This is a genomic window from Streptomyces sp. E-08 (assembly GCF_049913095.1).
Taxonomy (GTDB): Bacteria; Actinomycetota; Actinomycetes; order Streptomycetales; family Streptomycetaceae; genus Streptomyces.
Genome location: NZ_CP183971.1, coordinates 759,778 through 783,410 on the forward strand (window position 1 = coordinate 759,778; position 23,633 = coordinate 783,410).

20 protein-coding genes are annotated in these 23,633 nt (G+C 74.4%); 15 read left to right on the top strand and 5 right to left on the bottom strand.

What is annotated here, in order from left to right; genetic code table 11:
• Positions 1–6: 6 nt before the first annotated feature.
• The gene (locus tag ACN9MM_RS03635) at positions 7–1,632 is read right to left on the bottom strand and encodes a hydrolase (RefSeq protein ID WP_426362250.1); all 1,626 of its coding nucleotides are present in this window, start codon (positions 1,630–1,632) and stop codon (positions 7–9) included.
• A gap of 385 nt (positions 1,633–2,017) precedes the next feature.
• On the opposite strand from ACN9MM_RS03635, the gene ACN9MM_RS03640 reads away from it, so the two are divergent.
• The 13 genes from ACN9MM_RS03640 to ACN9MM_RS03700 all read left to right on the top strand — a co-directional run bounded on the left by ACN9MM_RS03640 (position 2,018) and on the right by ACN9MM_RS03700 (position 16,459).
• Positions 2,018–3,679 carry a DUF4157 domain-containing protein gene (locus tag ACN9MM_RS03640; protein ID WP_426362251.1) on the top strand — a complete coding sequence of 554 codons (1,662 nt, stop codon included), beginning with the start codon at positions 2,018–2,020 and terminating at the stop codon, positions 3,677–3,679.
• 69 nt (positions 3,680–3,748) lie between these two features.
• Positions 3,749–5,329 carry a phage tail sheath subtilisin-like domain-containing protein gene (locus ACN9MM_RS03645; protein WP_426362252.1) on the top strand — a complete coding sequence of 527 codons (1,581 nt, stop codon included), beginning with the start codon at positions 3,749–3,751 and terminating at the stop codon, positions 5,327–5,329.
• Positions 5,330–5,392: 63 nt separating this feature from the next.
• On the top strand, positions 5,393–5,836 hold the full coding sequence (locus tag ACN9MM_RS03650) for a phage tail protein (protein ID WP_030693830.1): 444 nt from the start codon (positions 5,393–5,395) through the stop codon (positions 5,834–5,836).
• Complete coding sequence (locus ACN9MM_RS03655; RefSeq protein ID WP_382871190.1) at positions 5,836–6,255, top strand: hypothetical protein; 420 nt, start codon at positions 5,836–5,838, stop codon at positions 6,253–6,255. The genes ACN9MM_RS03650 and ACN9MM_RS03655 overlap by 1 nt, the downstream gene beginning before the upstream one ends.
• Entirely contained in the window at positions 6,252–6,404 is a 153-nt protein-coding gene (locus ACN9MM_RS03660) for a DUF6760 family protein (protein ID WP_426362253.1), read from the top strand. The genes ACN9MM_RS03655 and ACN9MM_RS03660 overlap by 4 nt, the downstream gene beginning before the upstream one ends.
• Before the next feature lie 2,079 nt (positions 6,405–8,483).
• Complete coding sequence (locus tag ACN9MM_RS03665) at positions 8,484–9,173, top strand: hypothetical protein (protein ID WP_426362254.1); 690 nt, start codon at positions 8,484–8,486, stop codon at positions 9,171–9,173.
• Between the two features lie 41 nt (positions 9,174–9,214).
• On the top strand, positions 9,215–9,652 hold the full coding sequence (locus ACN9MM_RS03670; RefSeq protein ID WP_426362255.1) for a phage tail protein: 438 nt from the start codon (positions 9,215–9,217) through the stop codon (positions 9,650–9,652).
• A gap of 1 nt (position 9,653) precedes the next feature.
• On the top strand, positions 9,654–10,394 hold the full coding sequence (locus ACN9MM_RS03675; protein ID WP_382871184.1) for a LysM peptidoglycan-binding domain-containing protein: 741 nt from the start codon (positions 9,654–9,656) through the stop codon (positions 10,392–10,394).
• Entirely contained in the window at positions 10,391–12,205 is a 1,815-nt protein-coding gene (locus tag ACN9MM_RS03680; RefSeq protein WP_426362256.1) for a VgrG-related protein, read from the top strand. The genes ACN9MM_RS03675 and ACN9MM_RS03680 overlap by 4 nt, the downstream gene beginning before the upstream one ends.
• A 16-nt stretch (positions 12,206–12,221) precedes the next feature.
• On the top strand, positions 12,222–12,620 hold the full coding sequence (locus ACN9MM_RS03685; protein WP_382871179.1) for a GPW/gp25 family protein: 399 nt from the start codon (positions 12,222–12,224) through the stop codon (positions 12,618–12,620).
• A 13-nt stretch (positions 12,621–12,633) separates the two neighbouring features.
• A complete protein-coding gene (locus ACN9MM_RS03690; protein ID WP_426362257.1) occupies positions 12,634–14,628 on the top strand; it encodes a putative baseplate assembly protein in 1,995 nt (664 codons plus the stop codon).
• Positions 14,625–15,194 carry a phage tail protein gene (locus tag ACN9MM_RS03695; protein WP_426362258.1) on the top strand — a complete coding sequence of 190 codons (570 nt, stop codon included), beginning with the start codon at positions 14,625–14,627 and terminating at the stop codon, positions 15,192–15,194. The genes ACN9MM_RS03690 and ACN9MM_RS03695 overlap by 4 nt, the downstream gene beginning before the upstream one ends.
• A gap of 5 nt (positions 15,195–15,199) precedes the next feature.
• Positions 15,200–16,459: an NADase-type glycan-binding domain-containing protein gene (locus ACN9MM_RS03700; RefSeq protein ID WP_426362259.1), complete on the top strand. Its 1,260-nt coding sequence runs from the start codon at positions 15,200–15,202 to the stop codon at positions 16,457–16,459.
• Positions 16,460–16,530: 71 nt separating this feature from the next.
• Here the strand turns inward: ACN9MM_RS03700 and ACN9MM_RS03705 are convergent, their stop codons facing one another.
• Positions 16,531–18,567, bottom strand: a complete 2,037-nt coding sequence (locus ACN9MM_RS03705; protein ID WP_426362260.1) for a calcium-binding protein — start codon at positions 18,565–18,567, stop codon at positions 16,531–16,533.
• Positions 18,568–18,850: 283 nt separating this feature from the next.
• On the opposite strand from ACN9MM_RS03705, the gene thpR reads away from it, so the two are divergent.
• Positions 18,851–19,468 (top strand): RNA 2',3'-cyclic phosphodiesterase, encoded by a 618-nt coding sequence (gene thpR / locus ACN9MM_RS03710; protein ID WP_426362261.1) that lies wholly within the window; start codon positions 18,851–18,853, stop codon positions 19,466–19,468.
• Here thpR and ACN9MM_RS03715 read toward each other — a convergent pair.
• Together ACN9MM_RS03715 and ACN9MM_RS03720 are read right to left on the bottom strand one after the other, a co-directional pair.
• Positions 19,429–20,349: a GNAT family N-acetyltransferase gene (locus ACN9MM_RS03715; RefSeq protein ID WP_426362262.1), complete on the bottom strand. Its 921-nt coding sequence runs from the start codon at positions 20,347–20,349 to the stop codon at positions 19,429–19,431. The genes thpR and ACN9MM_RS03715 overlap by 40 nt on opposite strands.
• 74 nt (positions 20,350–20,423) lie before the next feature.
• Positions 20,424–20,969 carry a hypothetical protein gene (locus ACN9MM_RS03720; protein WP_426362263.1) on the bottom strand — a complete coding sequence of 182 codons (546 nt, stop codon included), beginning with the start codon at positions 20,967–20,969 and terminating at the stop codon, positions 20,424–20,426.
• Between the two features lie 378 nt (positions 20,970–21,347).
• Between ACN9MM_RS03720 and ACN9MM_RS03725 the strand changes: the two genes are divergently transcribed.
• Positions 21,348–21,905, top strand: coding sequence for a DUF664 domain-containing protein (locus ACN9MM_RS03725; RefSeq protein WP_426362264.1), 558 nt, complete (start codon positions 21,348–21,350; stop codon positions 21,903–21,905).
• Positions 21,906–22,151: 246 nt separating this feature from the next.
• Here ACN9MM_RS03725 and ACN9MM_RS03730 read toward each other — a convergent pair whose 3' ends face one another.
• Positions 22,152–23,285 (bottom strand): FAD-dependent monooxygenase, encoded by a 1,134-nt coding sequence (locus ACN9MM_RS03730; protein WP_426362265.1) that lies wholly within the window; start codon positions 23,283–23,285, stop codon positions 22,152–22,154.
• Between the last annotated feature and the right edge of the window lie 348 nt (positions 23,286–23,633).

Below are 23,633 nucleotides of genomic sequence, written 5' to 3' on the forward strand. Positions count from 1 at the left end.
GCCGGCTCACATCACGCTGCCGCCGACCATCTTGCGGAGGGTCGGCCAGTCGGTCTCGCCCGTGGGATTGAGCCCGACGGCCGTCTGGTACTGGCGGATGTGCTCCGCGACGCTGCTGTTGTAGCGGATGGGCGTCACCTTGCCGGTACGGAGGTTGTCGACGCCGCTCTGGGCGCGGATGCGCGCCTTGGAGAGGTCGTCCGCGGAGTAACTGCGGTTGTACGCCCACCAGAAGCCCGCGATGAGCTGGTAGTTCTCCATCGTGCTGCTTCCGGACCTCACCTCGTCGGGCGTGACGCCCTGGGCCCAGAGCGAGAGGAGGGTGGCGCGCCCCAGGGTGCCGGGCGCGTCGGTGTTCAGGATCTCGCCGGAGTTCTTGCCGTTCTCGGCGTCGGCGACGACGGCGCGCTGGTAGCAGGCGATCGAGTCGCGCGTCGCGCTGTCGATCACACCGCGGCTCCAGTTCCCAGTGAGACGGCAGGGGTTGCTGCTGCTCATGCGGGCGAGCCGCTCCTGGGCGTACTCGACGACGACGTCCTTCACGTTGCCCTGGACCCACGGAGGGACGGGCTTCGCCGACGCCGGCGGGGGCGCGGGCTGCTTGTCGCCGCCGTCGCCCGGGCCGGGGTCGGTCGGCGCGCCTCCGCCGGAGCCGCCGGACGTGCCCGAGCCTCCGGTGGCCCCGCCGCCCGCGTCGCCGCCGCCCCCGTTGCCCTCGGCGGGCGGCGGGGGGCCGCCCCCGTCCACCGGCGGAGGCTCGTCGCCGGGCGGCGGCCCGCCGGGGGTGGGGGCCGTGGCGCTGGGCGGGGGCGCGTCGGGCAGCTCGTCCCCGTCGCCCTGCGGCGCGGGTCTGGGCGCGCCGGACGCCTGGATCTCCTTGGCCGCGCTGACGATCTTCGGGGAGAAGCCGAACCAGAGCACGGCGAAGGCGATGGCCGCGGTCACCAGGAGTCCGCCGACCACGACCAGCCAGTTCCCGAAGACGGGCCGCTGGTCGTAGGTGGCCTCCAGGTCGAGGGCGGTGTCGTCGCCCGCCCGGCGGACGGCCACGGTGAACCGGTGCGACTCCTCGGCGCCGGTCCACCGCACGGCCTGCGGACGCACGACGAGTTCCCCGAAGGCGGCGCGGCCGGGCGCGATCTGCACGGCGTTCGGCCGTACGTCGAAGGTGAGCCGGTTGGCCTCGTCGCGGGCGATCAGGGAGGCGGTCAGCGGCGTGTTGCCGAGGTTGTCGACTGCGATGCGGGCCCGGCCGCGGAAACGGCCGAAGAGCGCGGGCGGCAGCACCTCGGCGCGGGTCTCGGTGAAGGGCGTGACGGTCAGCCGGCCCTCCACCACGTCGCGGGCGGCGGAGTTCTCCCGGGGGTCGACCCGGATGCCGTAGGCGAGGGGTCCGGCCTCCACGTCCGACGAGCGCGGCGGGGCGAAGGTGATCTCGGCGGTCCCCTCGCTGCCCGGGTAGAGACGGAGGACGTCCGGCTCCACCCGGGACCAGCCCGAAGGTTTGCCGACGAGGGAGAGCCGGTACTCCTCGACGGTGTCCCCGGTGTTGCGCACCCGCAACCGGGCGGAGGTCCGGGCCCCCGGCTCGGTGGTCACATCGGCCGGGTCCAGAGAGGTCCACATGGTCATGAGCGCAGGCTAGGGCGGCGGGGGCGCGTTCGGGATGCCCGAAAGTGCCGGTGCGGGGGCAACATGGCCTGCCCCCACGCCCCTTGGCGGCGTCGGGGACGGAGTCCCGGGACCATGCCGGTCCCCGCCGGGGCGGGTGCGGTCGGGGCCCCAGCCTCGCATGCGCGGGCCCGGTGTCAAGGGCCCCCGGGGATCCTCCGTCGTCGTACGGCTCCGCCGGCCCCGACGGCACCCGTGCCGTGCGGGCGGGCCCGGGGGCGTGACCGTTGGGGCAGCCCCGGCTGCCCTCGTCGGCGCCCCTTTCTCCCTCGTCGGGGCGGCCGGGGCTCGGCGAGAGTCGGAGACGTTCGGCCGATGTCCACGAGTCAAGGGGAGGGCGAGCGCGATGGAGTCGACACACCGCGAGGGGCCTGGAGCGCAGCGGGGCGACCGCCCGGTGCAGCGCCCTGCCCGCGCGTCCCTGCCGGAGGACGCCGCCCGGCTCGCCGCCGCCGGCGGGACGGCGCACCTCGCCCCCGACGCGGCGGCCGCACTGCAGCGTGCCGTGGGGAACGCGGCGTTCGCAGCGGCGGTACGCCGGGACACGCCCGGGACGGGCGACGGGCCCGGGGAAACCGTGCAGCGCACGACCGACCACGACACGCACGTCCACGGCGCGGGCTGCGGGCACGGAGAAGCCGTACAGCGCACGACCGACCACGACACGCACGTGCACGGCGCGGGCTGCGGGCACGGGGCGGCCGTCCAGCGGTCCACCGTCCCCGATGTGCTGCGCTCGGCGGGCCGCCCGCTGGACGACTCGGTCCGCGCGGACATGGAGTCACGGCTGGGCGCGGACTTCTCCGACGTACGCGTGCACACGGACGCGGCGGCGAAGGTCTCGGCGGCCGAGGTGGGTGCCCGTGCGTACACCTCAGGGTCCCACGTGGTCATCGGTGAGGGCGGCGCCGACCGGCACACCCTCGCACACGAGCTGACCCACGTGATCCAGCAGCGAAAGGGCCCGGTGGCCGGCACGGACGACGGCTCGGGCCTGAAGGTCTCCGACCCGTCGGACCGCTTCGAGCGCGAGGCGGAGGCGAACGCGACGCGCGCCCTGAGCGGACCGGCTCCGGTGCGCGAGCCGGGCACGGCGATCCAGTCGGCCCCGGCCCCGCTCACCCCCGGGACCGACGCGCCGGTCCAGCGGCTCACCGAGGACGAGAAGGCGGACTGCGTCCGGCTGGAGGCGGAGCTGGAAGGCGTCCTGGCGCAGATACCGCAGACCATCACGCGCCACGCGCAGGGCGACCATCCGGGGATCACCGCGGTCCAGCAGGTGATCGAGGGCACCCAACCGGAGATGGGGACGCCGGCCGAGCGCATCACCGCGGTACGCAACCAGGTGACGTACCTGCGGGGCGCCGTCACCGAGGCGCGGCCCCACCTCGACCAGATCGCCCGCGTGTACACCACGTTCGGCGACGCCCGGCTCGCGGCCCACGACAAGGAGCTCAGGAAGCTGGCCAAGCAGGCCTGGGCCTCCAGCACGGACACCGCGCGGAAGTTCTTCCTCGCGCTGGACGGCTTCCGGCGCGCCATCCAGTCGACGGTGGTCTCGACGAGCGCGGAGATGCAGCAGCTGCGCGCCGAGAGCGGCGGCCGGTCGGCGGAGGAGGTGGGGCGGCTCTTCGAGGCGTCCATGGTGAGGATCAAGTCCTCCGGATCGGCCGTCTACTACGCGTCGGACTACGACAGCGCGACCGACGCCTTCGGCGGGGCGTGGGGCCTCGAACCGACGGCCGAGACCGGCAAGCTGCAGTGGATCAACGCCTGGGAGCTCCACATCCACGGGAAGGCCGAGCGGGGGGCGGACGGCGAGATCGTCGGGTTCACCACGCTGCGCGCCCACATCAAGCCCTCGAAGAACCAGCACGCCCTGGGGGTCTCCATCCAGGTGAGCGACCAGCAGGCGCTCAGGCAGTTCGAAGCCGCCGCCGGCGACCGGTTCGTGCGCTGGGCGGCCACCGACGTCGGGAAGGCGACGCTGCGCAAGTCGAACCGCTAGCGAGCGTCCTGCCGCCCGGAACAGACCTCACTTCCGTCCACACCGCCCCGTCCAAGGAGAGCACGCACCATGCCCACCTACCTGTCCCCCGGCGTCTACGTCGAGGAAGTCGCCAGCGGCTCCCGCCCCATCGAGGGTGTGGGGACCTCGGTCGCCGCCTTCGTCGGACTCTCGCCGGCCGGACCGCTGAACGAGCCCGTGCTCGTCACCAACTGGTCCCAGTACGTGGCGTCGTTCGGCGACTTCACGGACGGGTACTACCTCGCCCACTCCGTCTACGGCTTCTTCAACAACGGCGGCACCGCCGCCTACGTCGTGCGCGTGGGCGGCGGGGACGCCCAGGGCGCCACGGAGCCCGTCGGGGCCGGCACCGCCGCTCCGCGCGAGCTCACCGCGGGCGAGGCCGTCGCGCTCGGCACCTTCCGGGTCGCGGCCCTCACCGCGGGAACCGAGGCCGGCGGGGCGCTCACCGTCGAGGTGCAGGACGTCGAGGGCGAGGCCGAGCGGTTCAAGCTGGTCGTCAAGGACGGCGAGAAGGTCGTCGAGAGCTTCGACGCCTCCGCCAAGAAGAGCGCCCGCAACTACGTCGTCGCCCAGGTCAAGCAGCGCTCCAAGACGATCGTCCTGGAGGAGGCCGCGGCCGGCGCGCAGCTCGTCAGGCCCGACGCGCAGACCGTGACCCTCGCCCCGCCCGCCCCGGCCCCCGCACCGGTCGTGGCGCGGGTCGACGCGCCCGCCGCCATGGAGTCCGGGCAGTTCATCGGCGACTCCGCCGACCGCACCGGCTTCGGAGGCCTGGAGGCCTTCGACGAGATCAACATGGTCGCCGTGCCGGACCTGATGGCCGCCTACCAGCAGGGGCTCATCGACCTGGAGCAGGTCAAGGCCGTCCAGCTCGGTCTGATCGCGCACTGCGAGCTGATGGGCGACCGGATGGCGATCCTCGACCCGCCGCCGGGTCTGAACGCCCGGGACGTCCGCAAGTGGCGCCAGGACACCGCCGGTTACGACTCCCGGTACGCGGCGCTGTACTACCCGTGGATCAAGTCCTTCGACCCGGCCGGCGGCCAGACCCGCACGGTCCCGCCGTCCGGCCACATGGCCGGCGTCTGGGCGCGGAACGACTCCGAGCGCGGTGTGCACAAGGCCCCCGCCAACGAGATCGTGCGCGGCGCGGTCGACCTGGAGCTTCAGATCACCCGCGGTGAGCAGGACCTGCTCAACCCGGTCGGCGTGAACTGCATCCGCGCCTTCCCCGGCCGGGGCATCCGGGTGTGGGGCGCGCGGACCCTGGCCTCCGACCCGGCTTGGCGCTACCTGAACGTGCGCCGCTACTTCAACTACCTCGAGGAGTCGATCCTCGTCGGGACGCAGTGGGTCGTCTTCGAGCCCAACGACCAGTCCCTGTGGGCACGGATCCGCCGCAACATCTCCGCCTTCCTGGTCAACGAGTGGCGCCAGGGCGCCCTGTTCGGCCAGCGCGCCGAGGACGCGTTCTACGTGAAGTGCGACGCGGAGACCAACCCGCCGGAGTCGGTGGACCTCGGCCGGGTCGTGTGCGAGATCGGCATCGCCCCCGTGAAGCCCGCCGAGTTCGTGGTCTTCCGCCTCGCGCAGTTCCAGGGGGGCGGCGGCGAGCTGGAGGAGTAGTCCTCCCCGCGCTCCGCCCCACCCCGACTTTCCCGACCCCCCTCATGAACAGGAGTGAACCGCATGTCCCTCGACACCGGTGACGCCCTCACCACCCACAATTTCGGCCTGCAGATCGACGGCGTCATGGTCGAGACCCTGCAGGAGATCAGCGGCCTCACGATGGAGCAGGACGTCATCGAGTTCCAGCAGGTCTCGGCGGACGGCAAGCCCATCATCAAGAAGCTCCCCGGCGTGAAGAAGGCCGGCGAGTGCACGGTGACCCGCGGCGCCACGCAGTCCGCCGCCTTCACCGAGTGGATCTCCGCGTCCATCGCCGGCGACATGGGCTCGGCCCGCAAGGACGCGTCCATCATCTTCCTCGACTACCAGCTGACCGAGGTGAAGCGGTACAACCTCCGCAACGCCTGGTGCACCAAGGTGGAACTGAGCTCGACAAAGGCCGGTGACGCCGCCGCCCTGACCGAGCAGGTCACCATCACCTTCGAAGAGCTGACGCTCGGCTGATGCGACGCGAAGGATCGGCGGGATCGCAGCCGGACCGCCCGCAGGAGCCGCTGCGCACGGAGTTCGAGTTCGAGCTGCCGCGCGGCTTCGTCGACGAGGCGGGCACCGTGCACCGGCACGGGGCGATGCGGCTCGCCACGGCCCGGGACGAGCTGCTCCCCCTGCGGGACATCCGGGTCCGCGAGAACCCGGCGTACCTGTCCGTGGTGCTGCTCGGCCGGGTCATCACCCGGCTGGGCACGCTCCCGTCGGTCCACGACGGGACGGTGGAGAACATGTTCGCCTCCGACCTGGCGTTCCTCCAGGACTTCTACCGGCAGATCAACGCGGAGGGCCACACCAGGGCCGCCGTCGCCTGCCCCCACTGCGAGGAGTCCTTCGAGGTCGAGCTGGCCGGGAGCCGCCTGGGGGAATCGTGACGTACGCGGCCGACCGGATCGAGGAGGAGACCGCGTACCTCGCCTTCCACTTCCACTGGGGCATGGACCACATCCTCGACCTGGAGCACGCGGACCGGCGCAGGTACGTGGCACAGGTGGCCTCGCTGGTGGAGCGGTCGCAGGCGTAAGGGCAGTACTGGGAAAGGAGGTTGGAGAAGGTGGGCATGTTCGAGAAGTGGCGGGCACGGAGGTCGTCCGCGCCGGAGGCCGGTGCGTCCGCGCCTGTCGCGGCGCCCGTCGCGGCCGTCGCGTCCGGGGACGCGTGGCGGACCGTGCCGCCCGTCCGGCGCGTCCTCGACGACGCTCCGCGCACCCTCACGGAGCACGGCTTCGCCGCGTCGCTCGCCACCCACTGGAACCCCTCCTTCGACACCGGCCTCGGCCACGGCGCGCTGCCGGACGCGCCCGGCGGCGTACTCCTCGACGCCGTGCGTCCCGTACGGGAGCCGTCGGGCGGGCCGGCTGCCGAACTGCCGGGGCTGCGGCTGCCGGTTGCGGGGCAGGCGACCGCCGCCGGCCCGTCGGGTGAGGCCGCACCGTCCGTCCAGCGCGCTGCGGCGGCGCCGGACCGGCAGGGCGTACGGGCGTCCCGCCCGGCCTCGACCGAGGTACGGGCCGCCGTCCCGGCACGGCCGGGGACGACCGAACCGTCCCGCGCCCGGGCCGAAGCGCCCGCTCCGGTCCCTGCCCCGGGACGCGGGAAGGCGACGACTCCGGTGCGTGGCGCCGCAGCTGCCCCGGTACGGGGTGAGGCAACCGCTCCGGTACGGGGTGGAATGCCCGCGCCGGTACAGCGTGCCGCCGCTGCCGCGCCACGGACGGACCAGGCCGTACCCGTACGGAAGGAGACGGGCGCGCCTGTACGGGGCGACGCCCCCGGGCCCGTACGGAACGGAGAAAGCGCTCCGGTGCGGAGCGAGGCACCCCGGCCCGCACGGAACGAGACGAGCACTCCTCCGCGAGGCGACACCCCCCAGCCGGCACGAAACGAGCGCAGCGCTCCGGAACAAGGCCATGCACCGCGGCCCGTACGGAACGAGGGCAGCGCTCCGGACCGGAGCGCGGCGCCCCGGCCCGCACGAAACGAACCGGGCACCCCTGTACGAGGCAACACCCCCCGGACCGTACGGAACGAGGGCAGCGCTCCGGTGCAGAGCGAAGCGGGCGCTCCTACGCAAGGGGGCGTGCCCCGTTCGGCACGGAACGAGGGAGGCGCTCCCCTGCAGCGCGACGCCCCCGCGCCCGTACGGAAGGGAAGGAACGCTCCGGAACAGGGCGCGGCACCCCGGACCGTACGGAACGAAGGAGGCGCTCCGGTACGGCGCGACGCCCCGGCGTCCGCGCGGAACGAGACGGTCACCCCGGTGCGGGGCGACGCCCCCCGGACCGTGCGGAACGAGACCGCCGCTCCCGTACGGGGCGGCAGCACCCCTCCCTCCCGTGCTCCCCGCTCCACCCCTCCCTCGGTACAGCGGTCCGCCGCCCCCGCCCCCTCTTCCACACCGCCCGTGGGCGACGCCGTCGTCATTCCGCGTGCGGCCACCCCGCCGGGGCCCGTCAGGCCCGCGCCCGCGCGGCGCTCGCCGTTGGTCTCCGCCCGGCCCGTACAGCCGCCACGGCGTCTGGCCCCGGCCGGTTCCGCACGTCCCGTCTCCGTCCAGCGGGCGGCGGCCCCCACGGCCGCGCCCGCCCTCCCCGCCCCCGAGCCTCCGGCTCCCGGGCGGCCCCAGAACGTCCCGGGCCCTGCTTCCCCCGCTGGGCCCGGGACTCCCCTCGGCGCGGCCGACACTCCGGTGCAGCGCCGCCCCTCCGTGCGGCGTTCGCGGCGCGCCCCGGGCGCCGAATGGAGCACGACGGCGCCCACGCCGCCCCCCGCTCCCCCGGTGGCACCCGAGTCGCGTTCCGCCGCGGCGACTCCCCCGGCCCGGCCGGGACTCGGCGCGCCCGTGCAGCGGTCCGGCGCCGACTCGCCGTCGCCGCGGGCGAAGCCCACACCGCGCCGGTCCCCGATCGGGGCACCGGTCACACCGTCGTCCGCCGCCGCGGCACCCGCTTCCCCCCCGGTCCAGCGCGCGGAGGCGCCCCGGCCGACGGCCCCGGCGTCGCCCACCGCCCCGGGTACCCCCGGCACCCCGGCGGGCCCGCGCCACGCCGAGCCGGTCAGGGACGAGCCGCTCCCCGTCACATCGGCTCCGTCGGGCGCCCCCGTGCCGCTCCCCGTGGTCACCGTCACCGACGTCCCCCGGGCCGGCGCACCCACCGTCCAGCGGCGTTCCGTCCTGCCGCTCGCGACCGACCGACCGCTCGCACCGAGCCTCCCCGGCACCGCAGGCGCGCCCGCCGGCGTGCCCGCCGGAGCCGCCCCGCGCCCGGCGACCGGACCCGCCGGCGCCCCGGTGGCCCCCCTCTCCCGGCCGGCGCCGTCTCCCGCGCCCGGCAACGCCGTCCAGCGGTCCGCCGCCCCGGCGACCGCCCCCACCACGCAGGCTCTCGTCGTCCCGCTCGCCGCGCCGTCCGCCACGCGGCCCGTCGCCCGCCCGGTGGTCGTACAGCGCCAGAGCGCTCCCGCGCCCGCCCCCGCTCCCCCGCCGGTGCTCCCCGTGCCGATCCGCACGACCACCGCCGCTCCCGGAGCCGGTGCCGGTGCCGCGCCAAGGACACCGCGCCCCACCGCCGTCGCCCGTACCGCGCCCGCCCCGTCCTCCGTACAGCGGAGCGCCGGGACGGCTGCCGCCCCGCCCGGCGGCTCGGCCCCGGCATCGCCGACCGGGACCGAGTCACCCACCCATCTCGACGAGTTGGCCCGTCGCCTCGTCACCCCGCTCTCGCGTCTGCTGCGTGCCGAGCTCCGCGCCGACCGCGAGCGGGTGGGCCGGCTACGCGACCACGGCCACTGACCGCAGAAACACCGCAACCGCCTACCCGAGAGACCCTCCTCATGCCCACGCAGCTGGATCCCGCATCCACCGTCTTCTTCAAGCTCACGATCGACGGCCAGGACCTCGGCCTGTTCAACGGCTGCGACGGCCTGTCCTCCGAGGTGGAGGTGGAGCAGCGCCGGGAGGGCGGCAACAACGGCTTCGTCTGGCAGCTGCCCACACGCGTCTCCTTCTCCACCATCCGCCTCAGCCGTCCCCTGACTCCGGACACGGCCAAGGTCGCCGCCTGGATCTCGTCCCTCGCCACCGGCATCACGCGCCCGACGGCGCAGATCGCGGCGCTGCGCGCGGACGGTTCGACGGTGGCGCAGTGGGGTCTCGTCGAGGTGCTGCCGGTGCGGTGGACGGGCCCGACCCTGGACCCGGCCAGTCCTGCGGTCGCGACCGAGACGCTGGAGATCGCGCACCACGGCTTCACCGACGCGGGGGGCGCCTGAGATGGCCGGGATCATGGGTGCCCTGGCGGCCCGCGGGCTGTCCCGCGCCTCGCTCGCCATCCATCAGCCGCCGACGGACCTGGGCGGTTCGATGGGCGGCCGGATGGGCGAGGTGAAGTTCCAGTTCAATCCGGACCAGTTGCAGCTCAGCCGGTCCGCTCACTGGCACACGGAGCCGGCCGTCGCGTACACCCGTGGCGCGCCGCCGAAGTTCACCGGCAGCGAGCCCGCGCGGCTGGAGCTGGAGGTGTTCCTCGACCGGTCGGACGATCCCTCGTCCAACGACGTCCAGCAGCAGGTGGAGCTTCTGCTGTCCTGCTGCGAGGTGACGCAGCAGAGCATCGGCGCGAAGGCGCCGTCGCCGCCGTGGGTGGAGTTCTCGTGGGGTTCGTTCTCGACGGTGCGGTTCGTCGCGTACGTGACGTCCGTGTCCGCGACGTACACCCTCTTCAGTCCGAGCGGGATTCCGATCCGCGCCACCTGTTCGCTCTCGCTGACCGAGGTCGCCACCGCGACCAAGAAGCAGAACCCGACGTCCGGCGCGCTGTCGGCCCGCAAGGCGCACCGCACCGTCGCGGGTGACTCGCTCGCCTCGCTGGCCTGGCGGGAGTACGGCGACGCGACGCGCTGGCGGGTCATCGCGGAGGCGAACGGCATCGACGATCCGATGCGGCTGCGCCCGGGCACGGAACTGCTGCTCCCGTCCACCACCGACATGCCGGAGACCGAGGGCGCCTCATGAGCGAGAAGACCTTCACCACCGTCCTCCACGTGCAGCTCGACGGCACGCCGCTCCCGGACCCTCTGGCGGTCCGGCTGACGGAGGGCTGGGTGGACGCGAGCGTGAACGTCCCGTCCGCGTTCCAGCTCACGTTCAGCGACAAGGACGGGACGCTCACCGAGAAGTTCCCCTTCCTGAAGGTCGGGGCCATGGCGGTGCTGTCGCCGTTCACCGACGGGCGGCTCGGTGAACCGATGCTGACCGGCGAGGTCACGGCCGTGGAGGTGGACGCGGCTCCCGGGCACGGGCGGTACCTGATCCTGCGGGGCTACGACCCCGGCCACCGGCTGCTGCGCAACCGGCGCGTCGAGGGCTACCCGAACATGACGGCGTCCGACATCGTGCGCAAGCTCGCCGGGCTCAACCGCATTCCCCTCGGCAAGGTCGAAGCCACGCCCACCGTCTACGAGTTGGCGACCCAGCCCAACATCACGGACTGGGACTTCCTGTCCCGGCTCGCGCGCGAGAACGACGTGCGGCTCTCCGTCGACGCGGCGGGCCGGCTCGGGTTCGCGGCGCTGCCGCCGGCCTCGTCCGCGCCCGCCGACACCACGCCGGCCGCGGCCAGCCCGTACGTCCTGGACTTCGGGGCGAACACACTGCACAGCCGGGTGTCGGTGACGGCCGCCGGGCAGGTCGGGAAGGTCGACGTGCGGGGCTGGGATCCCCGTACCAAGCAGGCGCTGTCCTCGCCGACGCCCGCCGTGGCGAGCCGGGACATCGTCTCCGACATCACCCCGGCGCAGCTGTCGGCCCCGTTCGGCGCCTCCGAACTCGCCGCGACCGGGACGCCGTTCACGACGCAGTCGGAGGTGACGCAGGCGGCCACGGCCCTCGCCGACGACGTCACCGGCTCGTTCGCGGAGGTGGAGGTCGCAGTCACCGGCAATCCCTCGCTGAAACCGGGGCAGCCGGTGGCCGTGAAGGGCGCGGGCTTCCCGTTCGAGGGGCGGTACACCGCGACCGGGGTACGGCACGTCTTCGCCTCGGGACGGCAGTTCACCACGTGGCTGACGGTCTCGGGCCGCCAGTTCCGTTCGCTGTACGGAACGGCCTCGGGCGGCGGCGAGCCCGCGCCGCCGATGCCGGGCGTCGCGGTCGCGCTGGTCACCAACACGAAGGACCCGCTGTCGCTCGGCCGGGTCAGGCTGCGCTTCCCGTGGCTGTCGGCCACGTACGAGAGCGGCTGGTGCCGGGTCGCCCAGCTCGGCGGGCGCGGCGGCGGCGGTCTGATGCTGCCCGAGGTGGACGACGAGGTGCTGTGCGCCTTCGACCGGGGTTCGCTCGAACACCCCTACGTCCTCGCGGGGTTGTACAACGGGGTCGACCGGCACACGCCGGCGACGGACCGGGTGGCGCCCGTCGACCCGACGAGCGGGCGGGTCCAGTGGCGTGCCCTGACCTCGCGCACCGGGCACACCGTGGAGCTGCGCGAGGAGGGCGGCCGGACCCGCGCCTCGCACGGCATCCGGCTGCGGACGTCGAAGGGCGGGCTGAGCGTCGAGCTGAACGAGGCCCGTACGACGCTGACCATCGACAGCGACGGCACGGTCACGATCAGCGGGGCCCGGGGGGTCACGGTCGAGTCGGGGATGGATCTGACCCTCTCCGCCGCGGGGAGGATCCGGCTGAACGCGGGCCTCGGCGTGGACATCAAGGCCGGGGCGAAGTTCAAGGTGTCGGCGCTGACCCAGGCCGTCGTCAACGCGCCGATGTTCGTCACCTCGACCGTGCCGATGCCGAACCCCGTCGCGGCGAACCTGCCGTTCTGATCGGAAGGAGGAAGCCATGAGTGAGCACTTCGTCGGTGCGGGCTGGGCCTTTCCCCTGCGCACCGGGCCGAGCGGCTCCATCGCCCTGGTCCGGCGCGACCGCGAGATCGAGGAGTCGATGCGCCTGGTCCTGGCCACGGCGCCGGGCGAGCGGCCGATGCGGCCCGAGTTCGGCTGCGCGGTGCACGAGTTGGTGTTCGCCCCGGTCAACGACGCGACGATGGGCCGGGTCCGGTACGAGGTGATGTCCTCGCTCGACCGCTGGGAGCCGCGCATCGAGGTGGAGGACGTCACGGTCGCCCCCGTGCCCGGGGAGCCGACCACGCTGTACATCGACATCCGCTACCGGGTGCGCGGTGCCAACAACCCCCGCAATCTCGTCTTCCCCTTCTACGTCATCCCCTCCGAGGACTGAGAGAGCCGCCGCCATGGCCCTGCCCGCACCCCATCTCGACGACCGCCGCTTCCAGCAGTTCGTCGACGACGCCAAGCGCTACATCCAGCAGGCGTGCCCAGAGTGGACCGACCACAACGTCTCCGACCCGGGCGTCACCCTCGTCGAGGCCGTCGCGCACATGGCGGACCAGCTCGTCTACCGGCTCAACCGGGTCCCGGAGAAGAACCACCTGGCCTTCCTCGACCTGCTGGGCGTGACGCTGTTCCCGCCCGCCGCCGCCCGCGCCGACATCACCTTCCGGCTCTCCGCGCCGCAGCCCGAGCCGGTGGTGCTGCCCGCCGGGACGGAGGTCTCCACGGGGCGCACCGAGACGGAGGAGGCGGTCGTCTTCGCGACGACCGCCGATCTGACCGTCGTGCCCTGCGCGTTGACGCACCTGCTGCGGCAGGAGGCCGGGGGTGTGCCCGAGGACCGTTCGCAGGACATCGTGGGCGGGGAGGACGTCCCGGCCTTCGCTCCTTCGCCGCGCGTCGGCGACGTGCTGCTCCTCGGTCTGTCGGCGGCCGTCCCGGACTGTGTGCTCGTCCTCGACCTGGACAGCCGGGTGGACGGCGTCGGCGTGGACCCGCGCCGCCCGCCCCTCGTGTGGGAGGCGTGGTCGGCGGCCGACGGCTGGGTCGGGTGCGAGGTGGACGAGGACTCGACGGGCGGACTCAACCGGCCGGGCGAGGTGGTGCTGCACATGCCGTCCGGGCACGCGGTGTCGCGGCTGGGCGGGCACGAGGCGGGCTGGGTGCGCTGCCGGGTCGTGGAACCGGTCGAGGGCCTGCCGTCCTACAGTGAGTCGCCGACGGTACGGGCGGCGGGCGCGTTCACCATCGGCGGTACGGTGCGGGCGGCGCACGCCGAGGCCGTGCGGGACGAGCGTCTGGGCGAGTCCGAGGGCGTCCCGGGCCAGCGGGTCCGGCTCGCGCACGCGCCGGTCGTGGACCGGCCGCCGCTGCTGCTCCAGGTCGCCGAGCGGGCCGACGGCGGCGGGGACGGGGACGGCGAGGACCCGGAGGCCGGCTGGCAGGAGTGGACGGTCGTCCGCGACTTCGCCTCCTCGCGGCCCGGGGACCGGCACTACACCCTGGACGCGACGACCGGTGAGATCGCCTTCGGCCCGTCCGTACGGCAACCGGACGGCACTCTGCGGCAGTTCGGTGCGGTCCCCCCGAAGGGCGCCTCGATCCGCGCGGTCCGCTACGGCACCGGGGGCGGCCGCGCGGGCAACGTGGCCCGCTCCACGATCAGCGTCCTGCGCAGCTCCATCCCGTACATCGCGCGCGTGGAGAACCGCGAGGCGGCCCGGGGCGGGGTGGACGGGGAGACGGTCGAGGAGGCCAAGTCCCGCGCTCCGGTCACCCTGCGGGCGCAGGAACGGGCCGTCACCGCCCGCGACTACGAGGAGCTGGCCCGGCGGGCGGCGCCCGAGGCGGCACGGATCTCGTGCCTGGCGGCGGACAGCGCCGAGGCCGGGGACAACGCGGTGCGGGTCCTCGTGGTGCCGCAGGCGGTGCCGGACCGGGGCGGGCGGCTGCGCTTCGAGCAGCTGGTCCCGGGCGACGAACTGCTGTCCCGGGTCACGGGTTTCCTCGACGAGCGGCGGCCGCTGGGCACCCGCCTCGCCGTCGGGCCGCCGTTCTACCAGGGGGTGACGGTCGTCGCGACGCTGCACTCGTTCCGGGCGGCCGAGGCGGAGCGGGTGCGCGCCGAGGCGCTGGACACGCTGTACGCGTACCTGGACCCGCTGACGGGCGGGGCGCACGGCGAGGGGTGGCCGTTCGGGCGTCCGCTGCGCGCCGGGGAGATCTTCGCGGCGCTCCAGCGGGTCCCGGGCGTGGAGCTGGTGGACGAGGTCCTGCTGCATCCGGCCGATCCGCTGACCGGGCGGCGGGGTGACACGACGGACCGGATCGAACTGGCGCCGTCCGCGCTGCTGTTCCCGTTCGACCACCGCGTCCGTGTGATCGAGGCCCGGTGAGCGGCTCCGCGCGGGGTACGGTCCCCGGGCTCGCGACCCCGTACCCGCTGGGGGCGGTGCTGCCGGCCGTCTACGCGGAGGACGACTTCGGGCAGCGGTTCATGTCCGGTCTCGACGTCGTCCTCGCGCCCCTGTTCAACGTCCTGGACTCGCTGGAGGCGTACTTCTCGCCCGCCCTGGCCCCGGCGGACTTCGTGGACTACCTGGCGACCTGGGTCGGCGCGGAGCTGGACGGCAGCGAGCCGCTGCCGCTGCGCCGGCACGCGGTCGCCACGGCGGTGGCGCTGCACCGGGTCCGCGGCACCCGGCAGGGGCTCGCGGCGGCGGTGCGGCTCGCCTTCGGCATGGCCCCGGAGATCACCGAGAGCGGCGGTGCGAGCTGGTCGGCCCGCCCGCTCGGCCCGTTCCCCGGGGTGCCGGTGGCCGGGCTGCACGTCGTCCTGCGGGTCGACGACCCGTCCGCCGTCGATCCGCACAGGTTGCGCGCGGTGGTGGCGGCGGCCCGCCCCGCGCACCTGCCGTTCACGGTCGCCGTGACCTCTTCCCGTACATCCGAAGGAGCATGACCCCCATGAGTGACGCGCCCCAGTCCCGTCCGTGCCCGGACTGCGCGAGCCCGGTGCGGACGGCGGACCAGTCGTTCTGCGACAGTTGCGGAGCGTTCCTGCGCTGGGACACCCCGGCCGGTCCGGCACCGGCCGCCGAGCGGTCCGTGCCCGAGGCGGCCCCCGCGCGGGGACCGGCCGAGGCGCCGGACACGGAGGCCCGGGGCACCGCCGCGCCGGAGCCGGCCGCCGCCGTCGCGCGGGAGGACCGGTCCGTGGCCGGTGCCGAGGAGGTCACCGCCCCGCTGCCCGCCGTCCCCGCCACCACCGGTGCGTCCGGAGGCGTGCCCGTACCGGAGCCGCGGGAGGAGTCGGTGGGGGCGCCGGCCGCGCGGCCCGTGGCCGGGGGCCCCGCCACGGAGGAGCCGTCCTCCGCCCCCGAGGACCCTTCGGACACGGTCGTGCGCTCGCTCCTCGTCCCGGTTCCCGGGAGCCGGCCCGTGGAGCCGGCCGTCGCCGCTCCCGTGCTCCCGGCGCGTCCGGAGGCGGCGCGTCCGGAGGTCCGGGCCGTCGCGGCGCCCGCGCCCGTCGCGGGCGGGACGCCGTGCCCGGCCTGCTCGCTCGCGAACACGCCGGGGCGTCACTTCTGCCGGTTCTGCGCGACCCCCATGGTCCCGGAGCGGCTCTCCACGGCCGAGGGGCCGTACGCGGGCCGGCGGCCCAGGCTCGCCCGCGACCGGAGCCGTGTGCTGGTCCGCGCCCTGATCGCCGCGGGGGTCGCGGCCGTGGTCATCGGCGGTGTGTTCGGCGGTCCGCCGGCCGTCCGCGCCGTGCAGGACCACTTCGCCACCCGCGTCCCGGTCCACCCCGTGGCCTGGGTGGCCTCGCACGCGGCGCCGAAGCAGGACCCGAAGCTGGCGGGCGACGGCTACTCCAACACCTGGTGGGGCACGGGCTACGCGGGCGACTCGGCGGGTCAGTACCTGGAGGCGCGCTTCGCCGAGCCGACCGATCTGCTCAGCCTCCTCATCACCCCCGGCAGCGCGAAGAACACCACCCAGGCGGACGGCCAGGCCACCCCGCAGACCTTCGACCTCGTGGTCAAGGACGCCGGGGGCGAGCTGCACGTCTCGCACCACCGCATCAACGACGGCGGCACCCAGCGCGTCGACCTGCGCGTCCGGGACGCCCTGTCGGTGCAGCTGGTGCTGCGGACGGCCTGGCGCGCCGACCCGCGCAAGCAGGTGGCCGTCGCCGAGCTGGAGTTCTTCGGCAGGTCCGTCTGACCCGCGACCGCACGGCCGAGTGCCGTCGCCGCGGGTGGCGGCGACGGCACTCGGAGGCGTAGGGATCGGGGTCAGGGACAGCTGATGCGGGTGTCGCCCGGGTCGGTGGTGCAGGTGTCGGTGCCGGGGCCGCCGTTGGCGATGTCGTTGCCGGCGATGCTGTCGGTGGTGGTGAGGCGGTCGTTGCCGTAGGAGCCGGTCAGGGTGTCGTTGCCCGGGCCGCCGTTCATGGTGTCGTCGCCGAAGCCGCCGTCGAGGTTGTCGTTGCCGTAGTTGCCGTGGACGGTGTCGTTGCCGTAGCTCGCGCGGATGGTGTCGTTGCCTCCGAGGCCGCAGATGACGTCGTTGGCGTAGCCGCCGTTCAGGGTGTCGGCGCCGCTGGTGCCGATGATGGTGCAGCCGCGGGCGTTGTTGACCGCGGTGGTGGCGGTGGCCGTGTTGCCGGTGGTGACCGGGTCCGGCTGGGTGGCGCTGACGCCGGCCGTGTCCGTGAGGGTGCCGGTGGCGCGGGGTTCGGCCGTCACCGCGACCGTGGCACTCGCGCCGGGGGTGAGGGAGCCGAGGGCGCAGGTGGCGCCCGTGGCGGTGGTCGTGCAGGTGCCCTGCGAGGGGACCGCCGAGATGAGGGTCCCGCCGGCGCCGGAGAGCGTGTCGGTCAGCGTGACGCCGGTGGCGGTGGCGGTGGAGGACGCGGCGTTGGTGACGGTCACCGTGTACGTGGCGCGGTCGCCGATGCTCACGGTGGTCGTACCGGACTTGGTCACCGACAGGTCGGCGTACGGCGGGGGCGGGGGCGTGCCGCCGCCCTCGTAGCGGGCGAGGGCGAATTGGAAGCCCGCTCCGTATCCGGCCGCGACGACCTTGCCGTCCGGCTGGACGAGGACCCCGCGGGCCTCGTCGAAGTCGTTGAAGCCGGTGACCACGAACCCGTCCCCGCCGAAGCTCGTGTCGACGGTGCCGTTCGTCTGGAAGCGGACCAGGCCGAAGTCGTTGGCCTCGGAGCTGTTCGGGTCGTCGGCCCGGCCGGCGAGCACGATCCTGCCGTCCTGCTGGAGCGCCATCGCGTACGCGAGGCCGCCGTCGCCCGGGGAGGCGACCGAGGTGCGTCCGCCCGTGCCGAATCCGGCGTCGGGGGTGCCGTTGGCGTTGTAGCGGAGCAGGGCGTAGCCGGAGCCGCCGGAGCCCGCGGCGAGGATCTTGCCGTCGGGCTGCACGGCCACGGCGTTGCCGAACTCGGTGCCGCCGAAGTCGGCGGTGACCATGCCGTCGCCGCTGAAGGTGGTGTCGAGGGTGCCGTTGCTGTTGTAGCGGGCCACGCCGATGTCGAAGGCGGTGTTGCCGACGTAGCCGACGGAGACGATCTTGCCGTCGGGCTGGAGGGCCACGCTCCGGGCGGTGCCGCCGGCGTCCTGCGGCGAGGTGGGCGTGAAGCCCGCGACCACGGCCCCGTCGCCGCCGAGGCTCGGGTCGAGGTTCCCGTTCGTGTCGAGGCGCACCAGCGCGAATCCACCGCCGGCGCCCTTGCCCGCGGCGACGATCCGGCCGTCGGACTGCACGGCGACGTCCGCGCCGTCGGCGGAGCCGCCGAACTCGTCGACCCTCACCAGGCCTCCGTCGCCGAAGCCGGAGTCCAGGCTGCCGTCGGTGTTGTACCGGGCCACGGAGAAGAAGCAGCAGCCTCCGCCCTCCTCGGCGATCACCTCGGTCGTGCCGGCCACGACGATCTTGCCGTCCGAGGGCTGGATCGCCACCGCGTTGGCCGAGTGGGCGCCGCCGCCGAAGTCGCTGGTCGTGATGCCGTCGCCGCTGAAGCCGGGATCCAGGGCGCCGGCGGTGGTGTAGCGGGCGAGCGCGAAGCCGGCCTCGCTGGTCCCCACCACGACCAGCCTGCCGTCGGCCTGCCGTGCGATGTCGTGGCCCTCCGCCGACCCCGTGATGGGGGTCGTCACCCGGCCCCCGGACCCGAAGGCCGGGTCCAGGTCGCCGGGGGCCGCGAGGGCGGTGCCCGGCAGGGCGAGGACGAGTGCGAGGCCGAGCGCGAGCGGTGCCCCGGCCCTCCGGCCGGGTCCTCGGCGCCGTACCGCCGGTCTGAGAAGTGCGTGGATCATGGGGGGACGAACCTCCGTCTTCGCAGGTGAACAGGGAGCAGCGCACAGCTTCGGGCCGTGGTGCTCCGTGTCCGCGCGGGCCGTGCCGTGCTGCGCCCCACTGGCCCCGGGGGATCCACCCCCGCGGGGGAGCGCGTGGGGCGCGCGGGCTTCCTGGCGTCCCACGGGGCCGGACGGCGGCCGTGGAGCTCAGGCCGGTGCCCCTGGCGACGGGGGTGGCCTGGGACACCGCGTACCCTCGCCTGCGAAGGTGGCGGGACAGACGGTGGGTAGGGAACGGAAGATGGCTGAGGCGCCCGGGCAGGGTACGGAGTCCGGTGACGGCGACAGGGCGCGCGCCGCGACCGTGCGCGTGTTCGTCGCGCTCGCCCCGCCCGACGAGGCGAAGGACGAGCTGGCCCGCGCGCTGGGACCCGCCTACGAGGCGTACCCGCGCATGCGGTGGAACCGGATCGAGGACTGGCACATCACGCTGGCGTTCCTCGGGGAACTCCCGGTGGAGACGGTCCCCCTCCTGCGTCGCCCACTGGCGGACGTCGCGGCGGCGCGGGGGCCCGTGGAGCTGGCGCTGCGCGGGGGCGGGCACTTCGACGACCGGGTGCTGTGGAGCGGGATCGACGGCGACCTCGACGGCCTGCACGCGCTCGCCACCGAGGTGCGGACGGTCGTCAAGGAGTGCGGGATCCCCTTCGAGGACCGGCCGCTGCGGCCCCATCTGACGCTCGCCCGGGCCCGCCGCGACGATCCGGCGTCCGTGCCGGCGGCCGCCGCCGGGCTCGCCGGCTTCACCGGACGCCGGTGGCCCGCCGAGCGCCTCCATCTCGTCGGCAGCGACTTCGGCCGTGGTCCGGGCCCGATCCGCTACCGCGACATCGAGGCCTGGTCCTTCGCCCGGCGATAGCCGTGGGTGCGGCACTCGACGGTGAAGCCGAGCGAGCCGTACAGCTTCGCGGCCGGGAGGTTCTCGGCGTCGTGGTTGACCGTGACCCGCCGGAGCCCGAGCTCCGCCATCCGCCGCATGGACTCGGTCATGACCGCGCGGGCCAGGCCCAGGCGGCGGAAGGCCCCGTGGGTGCCGACGGGCTCGAAGTGCCCGAGTCCGTTGCGCTCGTCGGTCCAGTAGACGGTGTACGCGCCGATGCGCCCGTCCGGTGCCTCGGCCACGATCTCGCGGGCCGGGTCGTACCCGGGCCGGGTCATCATGCCGTCCCGGTAGGACTCGCCCGTCCAGTCGGAGCCGAAGGAGGCGTTGCGCGCCTCGGCGAGCGCTTCGGCGTCGTCGAGGGTGGCCGCGCGGACGGTGAATCCGGCGGGCACCACGACGGGCGGGAGACCGGTCAGGTCGCGGGTGTTCACGTCGTCCCAGACCCGGAAGCGGGCGAAGCCGAGTTCGCCGAGGAGACGTGCCCGGGTCGTGTCGGTCTCGAAGAGGTCGGTGAGGACGTCCTCCTGGTCCGCCGCCATGTGCCGTGAGGTGGTGTCGGCGGCGAACGTGAGCATCGCGCGCTCGGTGTCGGTACCGCGCAGTTCCGGCGCGCAGAACGCGTCGAACGCCGCACCGAACCGCAGGCAGAGCGTGATGCCCCCGATCCGTCCCCGCTCGTCCTCCCAGACGTGCACGAGGTCCCCGACGGGCGGGCCGCCACGGAGGTTGTCGTAGACGCGGTGCGGAAGTTCGCCCACGTGGTCGTAGGCGTCACGGCCGGCGGCGGCGATCCACTGCGCCACGGTCGTCTGGAGGCGGGGCATGTCGGAGGGGAGGAACGGCCGAGGCGTGAGCATGATCGTCTTATATCCAGGCCCTCCGGGCCGGTTCAAGCGAGTTTCCGCCGGGGCGGACGAGCGGTCCGTCGAGGTCAGCGGCCGTACAGCCCCCGGCAGAGGTCGGCCGCGCCCATCGGCGCCCGGACGGACTCCGCCTGACGGCAGAGCCGGCGCATCTCGGGCGGCCGGGCGTCCGCCGGCCCGTACGGACCGGCCGGGGCGGGCCTGCTCTTCTGCGGCGGCCGGGGGACGGCCCTCGCCGTCCCGGGCCTCCTGCCCTGGGGCTGCCCCGGCTTGTACGGCGTGAGGTGCGGACGGTTCGGGCGGTTCGGGGCCGGCCGGTGGGCGGGTGGGCGCCGGTCGGAGGAAGGCGCCTCGCCGACCGCGCGGGCCTTCTGCCGGGCGGGTGGCCGGGACGGCCGGGCCTCCGGGCGGGGCTCGGTGGCGGTGAGTGCCTCACGCGGTGCGGGTTCCACAGGCGCGGGCCAGGTGGGCAGCGGGGCGGGGGCCCGGTCCGCCGCCGGGGCGAGTCCACCGGGGCGGGGCGGTGGGGCCGGGGCGCGATCGTGCGGGACGGCCACGCAGGCGGAGGTGAGGAGCGTGACGAGCAGGAGGAACGTCGTGCGGCGGGCGTGCATGCGAGCCACGGTGCCCGAGGCCCGACGGACGGGGACGACGGCTCGGCCCGAGTCCACCGTGACGAGTGAACCTCGGCCACACGTGGACGGAGCGGTGAGCGACGGGGGCCGGGTGACCCTGTCGGCGGCGGGCCGGTTACGGACCACCCTGGCCGCCTCGCCGACGGTGCTGGGGACGTTCCCGGGGTCCGGTACCAGATCGAGGCCGTGGAGTGCCTGCCCGGCTCCGCCGACGCCGTCGTCGAAACCGACGACGGGAACCTCGGCGGGTCCGTGCGGACCCTGCCCTTCTGTACGACCTGATCCGTGCGGCCGGCCCGGCGGCGCGGCCGGACAATTGCGTGGCGGGGCCGGACCCGCGCACCGCAGGATGGGCGCATGAATGATCAACCCGAGCGGTGGAGCCGGGCGACCGTCTACCCCGACATGTGGGCGGACCCCGCCGACGACCCTCGTGACACCGACGGCGAGGCCCCGGAGGGCGAACGCGCGACCCTGGAGGACTTCCTCTCCGGCTACCGCCTGACCCTGCGGATGAAGTGCGAGGGCCTCGACCCGGAGCAGCTGGCCCGTCGTTCGATCCCGCCGTCGACGATGTCGCTGCTCGGTCTGGTCCGGCACCTCGCCGAGGTGGAACGGGACTGGATCACCTGGATCACGGGTGAGCCGCTGCCAAAGGTGTACGGGAGGCGTGACGCCGACTTCGACGAGGCCGTCGCCGACCGGGCGGTGGTCGACGCCGCGTACGCCGATCTGGAGCGCGAGCAGGCCGCGGCCGACGCCGTCCTCGCCGCCCACCCGGACCTGGGCGAGCGCCTTCCTAAGGACGGGATCGCGGTGCGGGAGCTGATGGTGCACCGGATCGAGGAGTACGCCCGTCACTGCGGCCACGCCGACCTGCTGCGCGAGTGCGTCGACGGGAGGGTCGGCCAGTAGCCGCGCTGGCGCCCGCCCTTCGGGGGTGACCGGGCGGGCGCCGGTCGCGGGACTCCGGCCCCCCGGGGGTCCTAGGCCCTGCCGTCAAACTCCCGCCTGCCCCGCGACGCCATGCACGCGCTCTCGCCGCACCGGGCACAAGCCCGAGTACGTCCAGTACGAGGGCTCGCGCCCGGCACGCCGAGAGCACGCACCTGACGCCGCGGGGCCGCCCTTCGGGCGACGACGGGAGTTTGACGACAGGACCTAGTAGGGCTTCACGAGGACGTGGGCGGCTCCGGGGATGCCGGTCTCCAGGAGCGCGTCCTCCTCGGGGGTCGTCGGTGTGCCCGTCTCCTGCTTGAGGACCGCCCGGGACATCGCCTGCACCCACAGGGCACGGGGCCGGCGCCGCGCCTCCCAGGCTTCGAGGGCCTCGGGGACCGAGGGCGCGGCGTCCAGGGACTCGGCGAGGACGAGGGCGTCCTCGACGGCCATCGCCGCCCCCTGCGCGAGGTGCGGGGTGGAGGCGTGGGCGGCGTCCCCGGCCAGGACCACCCGGCCGACGTGCCACGGCTCCTCGACCGTCACCTGGGAGATGCGGGAGTACACGACGGCGGAGGGGTCGGTGACCGCGGCGAGTGCCTCGGCGACGGGCCCGGAGAACGCCGCGAGCCGCTCGGCGAGCTCCTCGTGGGCGCGCTCGGGGTCCGGGCGGAAGTCCTCGTCCTCGGCGAACACGGCTCCCAGGTACATCAGTTCGTCCGTGATCGGGGTGAGCAGGGCCTTCGCCTCCCGGCCGGCCGTGGCCATGACCACGCCCCGCACGTCGGGCAGGCGGGGCACGGTGACGCGCCAGTTGGCGAATCCGGTGTACGCGGGCGCGTACCGGTCGCCGTAGAGGCGGGTGCGGAGCGGGGAGCCGATGCCGTCGAAGCCCGCGACCAGGTCCCAGCGGTCGGTGGATCCGTCGGAGAGCGTGACGGTGACGCCCGTACCGTCGTCGTCGAGTGCGGTGACGGTCACGCCGAGGCGGACCTTCGCGCCCGCGGCGACGGCGGCGCCGCCGAGCACGCGCGCGAGGGCGGGCCGCGGAATGCCGTTGCTCGCGGGCGCGTCGCCCATACGCGGCTGGGGTATCCGCGCGAGCGGGTTCCCCGCGGGGTCGGCGATGGTCAGGACGTCCCACGCGAAGCCCTCGGCGAGGCAGGCGTCGAGAACGCCCAACTCGCGCATGACGTGCAGGGCATTGGAGGGCTGGATGATGCCCACACCGAGGGCGTCGAGCTCCTCCCGGAGCTCGGCCACCTCGACGGTGTGGCCGCGCCGGGCGAGTGCGGTGGCGAGTGCGAGGCCCCCGATGCCGCCGCCGTGGATCAGGACGCGCAGGGATGTTGCCATCTCGGATGTCTCCAGTGGGTGATCGGAACAAGGCGCAGGAGTGTAACCCCGCTGTCCAGAGCCCGACTTGTCCCCCCGACCACCTCCGACCAGGTTAAAAAACAAGCCAAGCTACGCTCCTCCGTTTACGCCTGAACTTCCTCGGACCGCGGGCGCCTACAGCCCGGTGAACACCCGTCACCACAGGTCACAAGGCACATCCCCGTCGCCGGAGCGCCTCCGACTGGTCCGACCAATGGTGATCAACCTCCAAAGCTTCAGCACAAGTTGCGCACATCCCTCTTCCGGAGGGTCCTCGATGCTCTAGATTGACCTTGCTTCACAACCCCGGACACCAGGCGACAAAGC